The organism is Devosia sp. LC5, assembly GCF_000735585.1.
Taxonomy (GTDB): Bacteria; Pseudomonadota; Alphaproteobacteria; order Rhizobiales; family Devosiaceae; genus Devosia.
Genome location: NZ_JNNO01000043.1, coordinates 41,965 through 55,622, shown reverse-complemented (window position 1 = coordinate 55,622; position 13,658 = coordinate 41,965). Strand labels below are relative to the sequence as shown.

Here is a 13,658-nt window from a genome sequence, read left to right as displayed (position 1 = left end):
CCAATTCACCCTAAAACCTCAGCAACCCATGCAGCTGATCCGCCAGATCAAGCGGCTCATGCTCGGCGCCGCGCAGCACCAGTTCCGGATTGGTCGGTGCCTCAAACGGGGAGTCGATGCCGGTGAAATTCTTGATCTCGCCAGCGCGGGCACGTTTGTAGAGGCCCTTGGGATCGCGCGCTTCACACACCTCGATAGGCGTATCCACATAGACCTCGGTGAAGGTGATATCGCCGGCGATTTCACGCGCCAGCCGCCGCTCCTTTTCGAACGGCGAGATGAACGAAACCAGCACGATCAGCCCGGCATCCGCCATTAGCCTGGCAACCTCAGCCACGCGGCGGATATTCTCCACCCGCGCTGCTTCAGTAAAGCCCAGATCCTTGTTGAGTCCGTGGCGAATATTGTCGCCATCAAGAATATAGGCGTGCTTGCCCTCGGCCGTGAGCCGCTTTTCCAGCAGATTGGCGACCGACGATTTGCCCGAGCCCGACAGCCCTGTAAACCAGACGATCTGGGGCCGCTGGCCCTTCATATTGGCGCGAACGTCCCGGTTCACGTCGAAGGATTGATAGGTCAGGTTCTGCGCCCGGCGCAGGCCGAATTCCACGGTTCCAGCACCCAGCGTGGCATTGGAAATCCGGTCGACCAGAATGAAGCCGCCGGTAACTGCATTGGCCGCATAGGGGTCAAAGGCAATCGGCCGGTCGGTGGCGATAGTGACTGTCGCCACCTCGTTAAGGTCCAGCTTGGTCGCCGCCGTATGCTCCAGCGTATTCACATTGGTGCGAAACTTGAGATCAGTGATCGTCGCAGGAACGATCTGCGAGCCGATCTTGAGCAGATAGGAGCGTCCCGGATAGGCAGGCTCCTCATTCATCCACACCACACGGGCTTGGAACTGATTGGAGAATTCCGGCGTCTCGCCGGCATGGGTGAGCACATCGCCGCGCGACACATCCACCTCGCGGTCGAGCACCAGCGTCACCGCCTGCCCTGCTACGGCCTGCTCGAACTCGCCATCCATAGTCACAATGGCCTTGATGACAGCCGGCTTGCGCGAGGCAGCCACTAGCACTTCATCGCCCACCTTGACCACGCCTGCCGCCACCGTGCCGGAAAAGCCGCGGAAATCGAGGTTCGGCCGGTTCACCCATTGCACCGGGAAACGGAATTTCTGGCTGGCCCGGTCATCGGCAACTTCAATGCCTTCGAGATAGGGCACGAGGCCCGGCCCGCGATACCACGGCGTATTGGCGCTCTGGCCCAGAATATTGTCGCCACGCAGCGCCGAAACCGGCACGGCAGCCAAAGTCTTGAAGCCCAACGGCTCGGCAAAGGTACGATATTCGGCGACGATTCTATCGAACACGTCCTGGCTGTAGTCGACCAAGTCGATCTTGTTGACCACCAGCACCACATGCTTCACCCCGATCAGCGACAGGATAAAGCTATGTCGCCGGCTCTGCGTCAGCACGCCTTTGCGCGCGTCGATCAGTAGCAGCGCCAGATCGGCATTGGAGGCGCCAGTCGCCATGTTGCGGGTATATTGCTCGTGGCCGGGCGTGTCGGCGACGATAAATTTGCGCTTGTCGGTGGAGAAGAACCGGTACGCCACGTCGATGGTAATGCCCTGCTCCCGCTCGGCGGATAGGCCGTCGACCAGCAGCGAGAAATCGATCCCCTCGTCTCCCGTGGTGCGGTTGCGGCTTTCCTTCTTGAGGCTGGCGAGCTGGTCATCAAGGATCAGCTGGCTGTCATAGAGCAGCCGCCCGATCAGCGTCGATTTGCCATCGTCCACGCTGCCGCAGGTGAGAAAGCGCAGCAGGGATTTGTCAGTCTGTTGATCGAGCCAGAGGTCGATATCGGTGTCAGGCGTGGCCATTGGCAGGGTCATTGTCAGAAATAGCCTTCCTGCTTCTTCTTTTCCATCGAGCCGACCTGGTCGCTGTCGATCAGCCGTCCCTCGCGCTCGGAGGTGCGGCTCGCCTGCATTTCCATGATGATCTCGGGCAGGTTCGATGCCGCCGAACGCATCGCCCCGGTCAGCGGATAGCAACCCAGCGTGCGGAACCGCACCAACTCGTGCCGCGGCACTTCATTCTTGCCCAGCGGCATGCGGTCATCATCGACCATCAGCAGTGTGCCGAAACGCTCCACCACCGGCCGTTCGCGCGCGAAATAGAGTGGAACGATTGGAATATTTTCCGCGTAAATATAGGTCCAGATGTCGAGCTCGGTCCAGTTCGACAGCGGGAACACGCGCATGCTCTCACCCGGATTGAGGCGGGTATTGAACACGCGCCACAGCTCGGGCCGCTGGTTCTTGGGGTCCCAGGCATGGCCGGCATTGCGGTGGGAGAACACACGCTCCTTGGCGCGGGATTTTTCCTCGTCACGCCTTGCGCCGCCAATGGCCGCGTCATACTGGCCGGCATTGAGCGCCTGCCGCAAGGCGGCAGTTTTCATGATGTCGGTGTAGCGCGAAGAGCCGTGATCGAACGGGTTGATATTGTCGCGCACGCCATCGGCATTGGTATGGGTGATGAGATCGAATCCATAATCCTCCGCCATCTTGTCGCGGAATGCGATCATCTCGCGGAACTTCCATGTCGTATCGACATGCAGCAGCGGGAACGGAATCTTGGACGGATAGAACGCCTTGCGCGCCAGATGCAGCAGGACGCTGGAATCCTTGCCGATGGAATACATCATCACCGGACGCTCGAAACTGGCCGCGACTTCGCGCAGGATTTCGATACTCTCGGCTTCCAGGGTCTGCAGATGCGTCAGTCGATTGCTGGTCACAGCAGCTATGCTCCATAGCCGCTCAACACGGCACTCGCTCAGGCTGATTGGTTAGGCCCGGAATGCGACGGCATCAAGCCAGAAAATGGCGGAAACCCTTGCTGCGCAAGGGCTTGGGGCACATTCATCTCCCTCGGGAACAAGACGCGTTATAGAAAAGCCGAGGCGCGATCAGATGGCGTTTGAATGTGCGCCGCGACAGGAAAACGCAGAAAAATAGTTCAGCACCGGTCACCAGCGATCGATGCGCTCGCCCAGTTCGGCAATGCCCTTGCCCCATTTCTGGCGCGTCAGCATCAGCATGGCCGCATGCGGGCTGGTGGTGAGATAGCGGAACAGCAGGCGCCGCGGCTCGCGACCCATGCGGTAAGCCCATTCCAGGCCGTTGTCCTGCATCCATTGCGGCGCCCGCGCCGCCGATGCCGAAAGGAAGTTGAACAGCCCGCCACTGGTCTTGATCAGCCCGACATTGGGCATGGCATGGGCAAACCGCATGTAAAATTCCTGCTCGCGCGGCACGCCCAATCCCAGCCAGACAATATCGGGCCCGAGCCGGTCGATATCCCGCACCACGCCGATCCACTGGCGATGGGTGTGATAGCCATGCCCCTGCCCCACAATGCGCAAATGCGGATAACTGTCGCGCACAGCGGCCACCGCCCGCGCATTCTCCCCCTCGGTGCCACCCAGGAAATACATGCTGACCACACGCTCCCGGGCCACAGCCACCACGTCATGAAACAGATCCGTGGTCGCCACCCGCTCCGGCAGCGCAAAGCCGGTCACCCGCCGGCTGGCCATGACCAAGGGCTGGCCGTCACAACTGATCACATCGGCAAAGCACACCGCCTCGCGCAAAGCGGGCTGGCGTGCCGCTTCCGACAACACCTGGCCGTTGATGCTGGTGGCAATCCAGGGCCGGTCGCGGCGGCGATATTTCACCGCCAGATCGATCAGCAACCGGGCTGTTTGCTGGCGATCGAGCCGCGCCACCGGCAGCCCGCCGATCTCCACCGATTCAAACCGCGGATAGATTCGTACCGGCAGCGCTGGTGGCCCGCGCCGCACCGGCCGAAACGCGACAGGCTGCAAAACCCGCCGTCTCATGACCGCACACTGAATCGAGAGATTGGTCGTCCAGGCCCAACAAAACGCTTCAACATCGGACTACCCAGAATTGAACTGGCCTGCATTCTTAGGTCCGAAACGAAGAAACAGGAATTTCAACAGCTTATTTACGTTAAGCCTGCCGGTAATGCCTTACGCGAACATACCTATAACAGCCCATTTTTGTATCTGAACCGGGGGCTGGCACGAACACCACGCCGCACTTCCTATCACCCCCCCCGTTGCCCACGAGCCCCTTCGATGCTAGATGGCATCGCGCGCCGGTATAGCTCAGTTGGTAGAGCACCTGATTTGTAATCAGGGGGTCGCGGGTTCGAACCCTGCTGCCGGCACCATTTTCCCATTATAGGCAGCTTGATCCATACGGGCTGGACGCCGAAGGCTTAGCGAGCCGGCGCCAGAATAGCCCCCCCTGAAGAACTACCGAAACAAAATCGAAATATAAAATCTGACAAAGAAATACAAATCGCAATACAACGGAAATGTCATGACGCCATAAATATTTCTTTCCAATGAGAAGAAATATTACGCGTCATTCATTGCAGTTTAATTCGCCGTTCTATTGCCGCATTTGAACACTAGACTTTAAGACAATAATAGCATTCTCGATAGGCAAGCGATCCGGCTCCTCATCCGGCCTAGGCGGGGTGAGTGGTGGAGAGGGGCAGCGTGTCTGCGGCGGATAAGCGCTGCCCCCTCGACCATCCAACTGATCAACGCAAATGTATTGACCGGCACAGGCAAAGTACCGCTATTGGCAAGGAGAACATCCACACCAATTCCGAGCGGTCATTATGAAACCTGAGCTTCGCGGCTCCGTCACCATATTGGCCATTCTGGCCATGTTTGGCCTTGCGGCGGCGAGTTTTGACCTGCCGGTGTTCAATCCGGATGTACTGCAATCGCTGCGCTTTCATTGGGCGGCGGCGTGCTTGGCCTTGCCGATCGCGCTGTTCATGCTGGGCGCCCGCTGGCGCGGCGTGCTGATACTCGCGCTGATCCTTGCCAGCATCGGCCAGGGCGCCTATCTCATCCACCGGCAGCAGGCGCCGCGCTCGCTTCTTACGGATGTCGCGGACACCGATGGCTTCACCGTCATGAGCTTCAATGTACTGGCAACCTCCGATCGCGGCCAGGACATCACCGACTATATGATCGAGCTTGCGCCCGACATCGCCGTGATCCTGGAAACCCCGGGCATCGAGCGGAACCTTGATCGTCTGGCGGGCACTTTCCCCTATCATATCGGCTGTGAAAACAGCCTGACCTGTGATCTCTCGCTGTTCTCCCGCACCCCGCTGGTCAATGCACAGATGCATCTGCTCGGCGAGATGAAGCGCGAGCGGCTGATATCGGCCCGCACCATTATTGATGGCCGCCTGGTGACCATTGTGGCGCTGCATCTGTCCAAGCCCTATTTCGACGGCATGTCCATCGATGAGCTTTGGCAAATCACCCGTCTGCTGCAGCAGATCGAGGGGCCTGTGCTGGTATCGGGTGATTTCAACAGCGCCGCCTGGTCAAGCAGCGTGTTGCGGTTCGTCAACCGCAATGACCTGGTTCCGCCGCCGCGCTATCCCTCGACCTGGCCGGTTCGCCTAGCCGAGTTCGGTGTGCCGATCGACAATATGTTTACGCGCGGCGCGCTACGCATCGACGAAATCGGGGCCATGCCGTCCAATTTCGGCTCCAACCATCGCGGCCTGCTGGCCCAGGTCAATTTCGCGACCGCTGCGGAGCAAGCTGAGAGCCCCTAGTGAATGTCCAGACGCGATCCCAATTCGCCCCAGCTGTCCCGCCACAGTGCCTCATCTTGCAGGGCAACGACAACACGGTTGAAGCCATAAAGCGCCGACATCTGCGCCGCATAGTCGAGCGCAACGCCGACATCGTCGAACGGCCCCTCTGCCCGAGGCTCTATATGTTCGCCGTGATGCATTGTTCCGGGCCAATAGACCCAGGCGCTGGCCGTGCCGAATTCCAGCCCGGCAATCTTGAGTATCCGCGTATCGGAACCGATGCTGACGGTCACGGCATCCGCCGCGACATGATCTTCATCGTCGGTCCACGCATAGCCACTGGCCAATCGCGATCCTCCTTCTGCAGTCTCTGGACGCCGCGATGCCCGCCGGAGACCAAGCAACACCGCGCAGCAAGCCGTTCCTTATTCAGCGGATTGGTCTTTTTCGTGGCCCATCGCGCTGAAATGTCCACATGGCCCCAGCTCAAATAGTAATACTGTATTCATGCGAAATCAGCAGCAATAATACAGGATATTCTAGATCATAATATTGTCACTACAAAATCCGCGCATCTTAGATATTCCGGCAACTCAGATAAATTGACCTAACGTCATATAGCCGAATTGCCCCTCTTACTGTATTGTATTTGTTGGGCTCGATACTAGTTATCGACATCGACGGACGTCGATGGGCAGCATTCTTCCGCCGCAACGGGTGCTGCCCGCCTCTTTCCCCATTCCACAACGATATCCCGCAACTGTTTCCACCGCAGCACTACTTATTACTCGGCTGAGACCTACGTATTTCACGCGTGCCTGCTCGCAAAAATCCGTTGGACATCCCATCCCCGCCCCCTTGCTGCGCTTGTGCCGAGCCCTCGTTTGGATAATGTCGCAACAATCTCTACGAAGCTGTCAGACGCCCGCCGTCAGATATTTCTGGCGCGTCCAATCTGGCTCTTGTCACGGTGGAATTGCGATGGTGCCAGCGTTTGATGCAGGCTTGAATTTCACGATCAAGCATGGGACGATCGAAGCTGCCCAGTCTAGCGCTGAACGGCAGCCCTATCAGGTTTTCACCGAAATCGGCTTCACCGATGGCGACGGCTTCCGGGGCGTCGCAGCCGAACCAGCGCTGGCCGAATTTGTTGCCACCGATCGCTCCGGCACCTTCTATTTCTATGACGCAATGGGGCGTGGCGCCCTGTTGGCCGCCGACATCCATGGCGTCGGCTGGCGCTTTTCCGATCCGGCCATCTGGTATTCCGCCCGCAATCGCAAGATCATCTGGCTCCTGGCATTCGCGGTCGCCGCTCTGGTCTTTGTGGCCATCGCCGCGAGCGTGCAGTTTTGGCCGGCATGGATCGCCGCCGCGGCCTTTGCCGCAGTCGCGGCCTTGCATTGCCGGTCGGCACTGCGCCTGGCCCGCATAGCGGCCGCGGCCCAACGCATTCGGCGATCGCTGGCGCCCACCGAGAGGCCGAGCCCACGCCAGGTCACCGACACTGGCCGGTTTGACAATGCAGGCCGCGCCGCCAATTCCTACCGCCTGGCGGTCTGATCTGCCGCCATTAATCACACCTTGGTTTGAGGCTTGAATCCTTGTTCCACGGCAGTCAAGGTCTAGCGCCATGCCGGAGTGTATAGCCAATGCCGCAGGCAAGCATGCTTTCGCTGATACGGCGCCTGCTGCCGCAGCGCCAGCCCGATCCGGCGCCGCAAGGGCGTGAGCGCCTGGTCGCGCAGCAATGGCCCAGCGCGGTCTATGCCATTGGCGATATCCATGGCTGCCTGCCTGAATTGCAACGCATCGAACAGATGATCCTGGAGGACGCTGCCGGCGTCACCGGCGAAATCTGGCTGGTTTATCTGGGCGATTATGTCGATCGCGGCGCCAATTCGGCCGGCGTTATCGACCATTTGCTCTCGCCGCCGCCTGCGGGCACGCGCCGCATCTGTCTTGCCGGCAATCACGAGGAGCTCATGCTCGCCTATTGCCGCAACCCGGTGGCTGGTGCGCAATGGCTCAAGCTGGGCGCGGCCGAAACCCTGCAATCCTATGGCGTACCCATGGCCGGCTTTGCCACGGCCAGTGTGCAGGCGCGGCTAGGCCGACTGCGCAGTCACATTCCCTTCGGCCACCTGGAATTCCTGGAAAGCCTGCCTGTCGCACTTAGCCTGCCCGGCGTCGTGCTGGTACACGCCGGCATGAAGCCGGATGTACCGCTGGACCAGCAAAGCGACGATATCCTGCAATGGATGCGCTACGAGCCCGCCAGCACGGCCCCATGGCCAGAACACCTGCTGGTGGTGCATGGACACACGCCCGCCGCCGAGCCCTACATATCGCCCGGCCGTATCTGCATCGATACGGGTGCCTACGCTACCGGCAGGCTAACCGCCATCCGCCTGGTCCCCGGCGAGGTCCCGCACCTGCTCACGGCCACCGCACACGGCCCGGCCGAGTAGGGCACTATCGGCGTTGCGTCTGGCACCGTTTTGGCTTCTATGCTACGGCCCGAACGTGCCAACTGCCCTGCCGGAGAATATGAATTGAGCGTCCAGACAGATCGGGTTGGCTTTGTGACCAACGGCACTGCCGAAGCCGACCAGGCTGCTGCCCGCCTGCGCGGGCGCTATGGCGATACCCCGTTCGAGGAAGCCAGTGTCATTGTAGCCTTGGGCGGCGATGGCCTGATGCTGCAGACCCTACACCAGGCCATGGGCCGCAACGTGCCCGTCTATGGCATGAATTTCGGCTCGGTCGGCTTTCTGATGAATGTCTTTTCCGAAGACTCGCTGGCCGAACGCCTGTCGGTGGCGCAAGCGACCCGCATCTACCCGCTTTCGATGACGGTGCTGAGCACATCGGGCGTTACCCAAATGGCGCTGGCGCTCAACGAAGTGTCGCTGTTCCGCTCCACCTATCAGGCCGCCAAAATCCAGATCGTGGTCGATGGTGAAACCCGCCTCGACGAATTGATCTGCGATGGCGTGCTGCTCTCCACCCCGGCCGGCTCTACCGCCTATAACCTGTCTGCCCACGGCCCGATCCTGCCCATCGATTCCCCCTTGCTGGCGCTGACCCCGATCTCCCCCTTCCGTCCCCGCCGCTGGCGCGGCGCCATTCTGGGCAATCGGGCCGAAGTCAAATTCATCACCCGCGAAGCCGCCAAGCGGCCGGTCAGCGCCGTCGCCGACAACGTGGAATTCCAGAACGTCCTCGAAGTCACTATCCGCGAGGACCGCGACAGCGGCGTCACGCTGCTGTTCGACCCAGGCACCAGCCTTGAAGAACGTGTGCTGAGCGAACAGTTCCGGTATTGAGGGCTTAGCAGTAGACCTCATCCTGAGCTTGTCGAAGGACGAAGTCGTGGCACCCAAGCTCTATCCTCATCCACCGGCCCCCTTCTCCCCTCGTGGGAAAAGGTGCCCGAAGGGGCGGATGAGGGGAACAGGCCATCAGCCGCTCCCTAACTCCCCACCGCCACAGTGGAGGCGATAGCGCGAGGCGCTGCCCACTAGGCAGCAGGCAAGGCCACCTGCTCATCCCAGTCCAGCGCCGCCATGCGCCGCTCGCCCGCGTCCTCTGCAAAGGCGTACATCACGCCCTCCGCCGCCTTGCGGGCCAGCGCTACATTCTGCTCGCTGAGATAGGCAAACGCCTCCTCCAGCTCCTCGGGAATGACCCCGTCATATTCGGCGATCAGCCCCTCGGTCAGCGCCGAAACCACCAGATGCCGAGCCGCCGCGTCGTCGGCCAGATCGGTCGCCCGGGCGTGCCCGATCAGCCTTATCACCAGATCCCGCATCGCCGGCCCCATGCCGCAGCGCACCAGCAGCGCATTGATCGCCACCCGGCTTCCGGCTTCGAGCACAGTGAACACCTTATCGCGCGGCGATTGGCTGAGCTCGGCCACGCAATTGGCAAAGAACATCACATGGCCCGTGACCATGGCATGCAGCAGCACGCGCATATTGAGCCTGTCGCTGGCAATCAACTCGGCCGCGTAACCCGTACCGGGATTGATAGCCTCGCGCTCGCCAATCGCCGAAATCGCCGTGTCCACGCTATCGCGCAGCAGCCGGTTGAGCCGTTCCGGCGCCACCGCACCCTTGATGATCCGGGCGCCACGCATGGCCTCCATCGCCTGCTGCACCAGCAACAGCCGCGCACCTGCCGGCAGGTCCCGCCGACGCAGCAAGGCGCCGCGCATCTGCGCATCTGCACCATGGTCGGCCACCAGCCGGTCAAGGCACGCCGAGCCAACCGAGATATCGGTCCGCGCCAGCAATTTGAGCGTCAGCTGCCGATGCTCGCGAGCAATCAACGCATCGACCAGCCGCACGCTGAGCTTTTGCCGCTGGCTGATGGCGATCAGCAGGTCCGGCTCGCCCTGCCGCACTACCGGCATCATGTCCGCATCGATCAGCACTGGCGAATATTGCAGCACAGCCCGGACGATCACCCCGCTATCCTGCAACAGCGCCATGATGATCGGGCGCGGCGCCTCGGCCGAATGCAGCAGGCCATAGGCCAGCGCAGCGCGCACCTTGACGGACGGATCTTCGAGAAATCGGAACAGCACTGCATAAAGCGCGGCATGTTCATCGGCGGGGCCGTGGTGATTGAGATAGCCGCTCGCCGCCATATAGGCCGCCTGCCCGCGCTCTTCGCTATCGGGCGACTGCGCCAGCCAGAGGAACTCGTTATACTCAACCATGCCACACCCCAAGCAACTCGGGACAAGACTAAGCGGCAAGTTTTAAGGAACGGTTCACCATAACGCGGCAGGTGCTTTCAAAACACCCAGGAACACATCCGGTAGTCAGAGAATGCTGGAGGCCAGGTCGAACAGGCTCTTCGCGGCATATCCTGCAGCTACAACAAACAACCAGGCGGCAATTGCCATCCCTGTGATCATCCAGCCTCGTGGTACTCCGCGCCCCGTTTCGACTTCCCCCCGAGTAGTCGATCTGGCCATCTTTCAATCCATCGGTTCGCTAGCGTCCGAATTGTTTTAGAATCGCTCAGCTACAGCAGATTCATCCCAACCGGATTGCAGTTCAATCACTCTGACCCCCAATGACTGACAAATTCTAAATGCGCCAACCAGGGGCCTGTTCCGCTATTATATGCCGCTGATTCGTGGCGGCGGAGTCGCCAGGCCAGCCTGCCTACCGCGCATAAAGCTGCGTGAAGAACGCGGCCCCTTCCTCCGGCAAATTCAGCGGCGACTTCGCCGCCCCCTCGGCCTCGGTGCGGAATAGCCCGGTAAACGACATGTTCTCCGGCGAGAACCGTGAGGCAATAACCGGCACGTCCGGCTTCGCCCCGCTCATCTGCTGCGCCGTAAATGTCGCCGCCGGTTGGCTGCCGTCATGCTTGGCCACCAGCGATTGATAGACCTCGCGGATCGTCCGCGCCCGCCCATCGCTGTAAAAGATCGCCTTGTTTGCCGCCGCCTGCTTGGGAAATAGCTGCGCCGCAATCTGGTCGGGGTCCTGCAGCCCGGCCGTAAACATGCGCTCGGCCCCCTGCGCCCCCAGGAAATGGGCAATATAAAGCTCGCCCGCGCTCGGCATCCGCCCGAACCGCGCGCTCAGATAATCACCATTGCTCTTGGTGAACGCCGCCGCCAGGTCCGCCGCCATTTGCGGGTCCTCGCGCAGTTTGAGGATATCGGCCTTCTGCGCGGGGTCACGCACGGCATAGTCGCCGCTCCCCGTCACCTCGATGGCATCGGCATATTGGCCATAGCCCAGCCGCGGCCCCTCTTGCTTGAGCACTTGCAGCCAGGTCGATTCAAGAAACTGGAACAGCCCGACGGCCGACGACGTCTGTGCCTTGGCCTGCGGATTGAGGCTGCTCTCGCGCATCGCGGTTTGCAGCAGATAATCAAAATCCACCCCATTCCTGTCACCCGCTGCGGTCAGGACATAGGCCAGGCTTTGCGGCACTGAAATGGGTTGCACGCCCATCCAAAACTCACCCTGGGAATCGCTCGTGTTTAGAAAGCGCTAATCCGGGTTAATGTGGCGTTAACCACTATTGCCCGGACCAGTACGTCACGACATCGTCAAGCGCCGGGCGCGGGCGATCTTCGATCCTGGTCGTGGGCGTCCCAACATGCACAAACCCCGCAAACCGCTCGCCCGGCTTGGCCCCGAGCGCCCCCGCCGCCTCGGCGTCATAGGCATACCAGCGGGTCACCCATTGCGCTGCATAACCCAGCGCATTGGCTGCATGCACCAGATTGAACGCCACGTTACCCGCCGAGATCAGCTGCTCGAATTCGGGAATCTTGGGATGCTCGGCCGCCGTCGAAATCACCCCAATGGTCAGCGGTGCCGGCAGAAAGCGCTGTCGCTCGACATCCAGTTCCGCTTCGGTAACGCCTGAATTCTTGGTCTTGGCGATATCAGCCAGCACGGCCCCTGCCCGCCGCCGCTCGTCTCCAACGAACAGCACCAGCCGCCACGGCGCCAGCTTGCCATGGTCCGGCACCCGCGTCCCGATGGTCAGCAGCGTCTTGAGCTCCTCCGCATTCGGACCCGGCTCGACCAGAAAGGCCGGACCGACCGAACGGCGTGTCAGCAGGTAGTCAACGAGGGCGGCATTGGCAGGCATGATGATCTCCCGGTAGTGCCGGAGCAATACAAGTCGTAGCTCCCCGCGGCCAGCCCATTCACATAAAATCGCTTGGCGCAGAGCCTCGCCGGTTCCCAATTGCGGCGGGCTGTGACACAGCTTCTCCCCAATCGCTGCCTATCACGGCCCGATTGCGAGTCGGTGGCAGCGCATTATGGTACGCAGCTTGCTGACCGCCGCTTGGGCGACGAGGCCGGGGTATTCGATATGCGTTTTGGGCCATTGATGGCGATCCTGCTGGGTGTCTTCGCGTTGGTGCAGCCGATGCTGCCGCTGGCCACCACGCCAGCATTCGCCCAAGACGCCGCCGAAATGCCGCCCATGCCGCGCCCACGACCCGATCGCGATGGTCGGCCGGTCATTGCCTCGCCGGAAATCTCACCCGACAATCCGGCCACCGAAGCCATCACTGCCATTACCTCCACACCTCAGCCGGTGACGCTCACGGCCCTCATCACGCCCGATAGCGCCCCCATCACCGACGGGCTGGTCTGGCGCATCTTCGACGCCGCGCCCACCGCCAATGGCGAAATCGCCATGGCTGCCAAATCCGAAGACGGCACCGCCACGTTCTCCCTGCCCCCCGGCGAATATCTGGTACACATCGCCTATGGCCGCGCCCAGATCAGCGATACGCTCACCGTCACCCCCGGCGAGAACCAGAAGACCTATATCCTGGAAGCCGGCGCCCTGCGCCTCAATGCAGCGGTCACGGGCGACATCCCCATCCCGCCCAATCTGCTGAGCTTTGAAATCTTCACCTCGGGCGATGAAGCCACCCGTACCCCGGTCGCCCAGGGTGTGCAGCCCAACGAGATCGTCACCATCAATTCGGGCACCTACCACGTGGTGTCCCATTTCGGCGCCATCAATGCCGTGGTGCGCGCCGACCTGCAGGTCGAGCCCGGCCAATTGACCGACGCCACGCTCTATCATCTGGCAAGCCAGGTCTCGTTCAAGCTGGTTTCCGAAGCGGGCGGTGAGGCCATCGCCGATGTCGACTGGACCATCAAGACCAGCGACGGCGCCACCATCTTCACCGAGCTGGGTGCCTTCCCCACCACCGTACTCGCCGAAGGCACCTATCTGGTGCTCGCCAAGCAGGGCGACCAGGTGTTCAACCGCGAGTTCGAGGTCAAGCCCGGCCCGCCGCAGGACATCGAAGTGCTGACGACGGCGTTCTGATCAGACTATTCGGCAGCCTCCGGCCGTATGTCGGCATCGCCATTTACTTGCAATATTGAGACAGTACTTCAGGCTACGAAAAATCTTGCCGCAAAGGGCGGCAAGATCGAAATTCTTCGTGGCAAAACTATAAATGAAGTGCCA

The 13,658-nt window shown here is 61.0% G+C and carries 12 protein-coding genes and 1 tRNA gene; 6 read left to right on the top strand and 7 right to left on the bottom strand.

The genetic code is table 11. The features are described from left to right. Positions 1-10 precede the first annotated feature (10 nt). From cysN to FF80_RS16310, 3 genes are all read right to left on the bottom strand, one after another. A complete protein-coding gene (cysN, locus tag FF80_RS16320) occupies positions 11-1,885 on the bottom strand; it encodes a sulfate adenylyltransferase subunit CysN (protein WP_052153702.1) in 1,875 nt (624 codons plus the stop codon). 14 nt (positions 1,886-1,899) lie between these two features. Then, on the bottom strand, positions 1,900-2,808 hold the full coding sequence (cysD, locus tag FF80_RS16315) for a sulfate adenylyltransferase subunit CysD (RefSeq protein ID WP_035102506.1): 909 nt from the start codon (positions 2,806-2,808) through the stop codon (positions 1,900-1,902). Between the two features lie 231 nt (positions 2,809-3,039). Beyond that, positions 3,040-3,915, bottom strand: coding sequence for a WecB/TagA/CpsF family glycosyltransferase (locus FF80_RS16310; protein WP_081917504.1), 876 nt, complete (start codon positions 3,913-3,915; stop codon positions 3,040-3,042). A gap of 280 nt (positions 3,916-4,195) precedes the next feature. Here FF80_RS16310 and FF80_RS16305 point away from each other — a divergent pair. Together FF80_RS16305 and FF80_RS16300 are read left to right on the top strand one after the other, a co-directional pair. Continuing rightward, positions 4,196-4,271 (top strand) — tRNA-Thr (locus FF80_RS16305). A 459-nt stretch (positions 4,272-4,730) separates the two neighbouring features. After that, positions 4,731-5,693, top strand: a complete 963-nt coding sequence (locus FF80_RS16300) for an endonuclease/exonuclease/phosphatase family protein (RefSeq protein WP_035102505.1) — start codon at positions 4,731-4,733, stop codon at positions 5,691-5,693. Here FF80_RS16300 and FF80_RS16295 read toward each other — a convergent pair. Next, positions 5,690-6,022: a hypothetical protein gene (locus tag FF80_RS16295; RefSeq protein WP_035102504.1), complete on the bottom strand. Its 333-nt coding sequence runs from the start codon at positions 6,020-6,022 to the stop codon at positions 5,690-5,692. The two genes, FF80_RS16300 and FF80_RS16295, sit on opposite strands and share 4 nt — an antisense overlap. Positions 6,023-6,680: 658 nt before the next feature. Here FF80_RS16295 and FF80_RS16290 point away from each other — a divergent pair. From FF80_RS16290 to FF80_RS16280, 3 genes are all read left to right on the top strand, one after another. Further along, complete coding sequence (locus tag FF80_RS16290; protein ID WP_152558407.1) at positions 6,681-7,238, top strand: hypothetical protein; 558 nt, start codon at positions 6,681-6,683, stop codon at positions 7,236-7,238. 104 nt (positions 7,239-7,342) lie between these two features. Continuing rightward, positions 7,343-8,146 (top strand): metallophosphoesterase family protein, encoded by an 804-nt coding sequence (locus tag FF80_RS16285; RefSeq protein ID WP_160172848.1) that lies wholly within the window; start codon positions 7,343-7,345, stop codon positions 8,144-8,146. An 84-nt stretch (positions 8,147-8,230) separates the two neighbouring features. Further along, positions 8,231-9,004, top strand: coding sequence for an NAD kinase (locus tag FF80_RS16280; RefSeq protein ID WP_035102501.1), 774 nt, complete (start codon positions 8,231-8,233; stop codon positions 9,002-9,004). Between the two features lie 194 nt (positions 9,005-9,198). Here the strand turns inward: FF80_RS16280 and FF80_RS16275 are convergent, their stop codons facing one another. From FF80_RS16275 to FF80_RS16265, 3 genes are all read right to left on the bottom strand, one after another. After that, on the bottom strand, positions 9,199-10,401 hold the full coding sequence (locus tag FF80_RS16275; protein WP_035102500.1) for a DUF2336 domain-containing protein: 1,203 nt from the start codon (positions 10,399-10,401) through the stop codon (positions 9,199-9,201). A 454-nt stretch (positions 10,402-10,855) separates the two neighbouring features. Further along, complete coding sequence (locus tag FF80_RS16270; RefSeq protein WP_052153673.1) at positions 10,856-11,659, bottom strand: transglycosylase SLT domain-containing protein; 804 nt, start codon at positions 11,657-11,659, stop codon at positions 10,856-10,858. Between the two features lie 67 nt (positions 11,660-11,726). Next, positions 11,727-12,308 (bottom strand): nitroreductase, encoded by a 582-nt coding sequence (locus FF80_RS16265; RefSeq protein WP_035102499.1) that lies wholly within the window; start codon positions 12,306-12,308, stop codon positions 11,727-11,729. A 162-nt stretch (positions 12,309-12,470) separates the two neighbouring features. Here FF80_RS16265 and FF80_RS16260 point away from each other — a divergent pair, with 162 nt between their 5' ends. After that, the gene (locus FF80_RS16260) at positions 12,471-13,514 is read left to right on the top strand and encodes a hypothetical protein (protein WP_052153672.1); all 1,044 of its coding nucleotides are present in this window, start codon (positions 12,471-12,473) and stop codon (positions 13,512-13,514) included. Positions 13,515-13,658 lie beyond the last annotated feature (144 nt).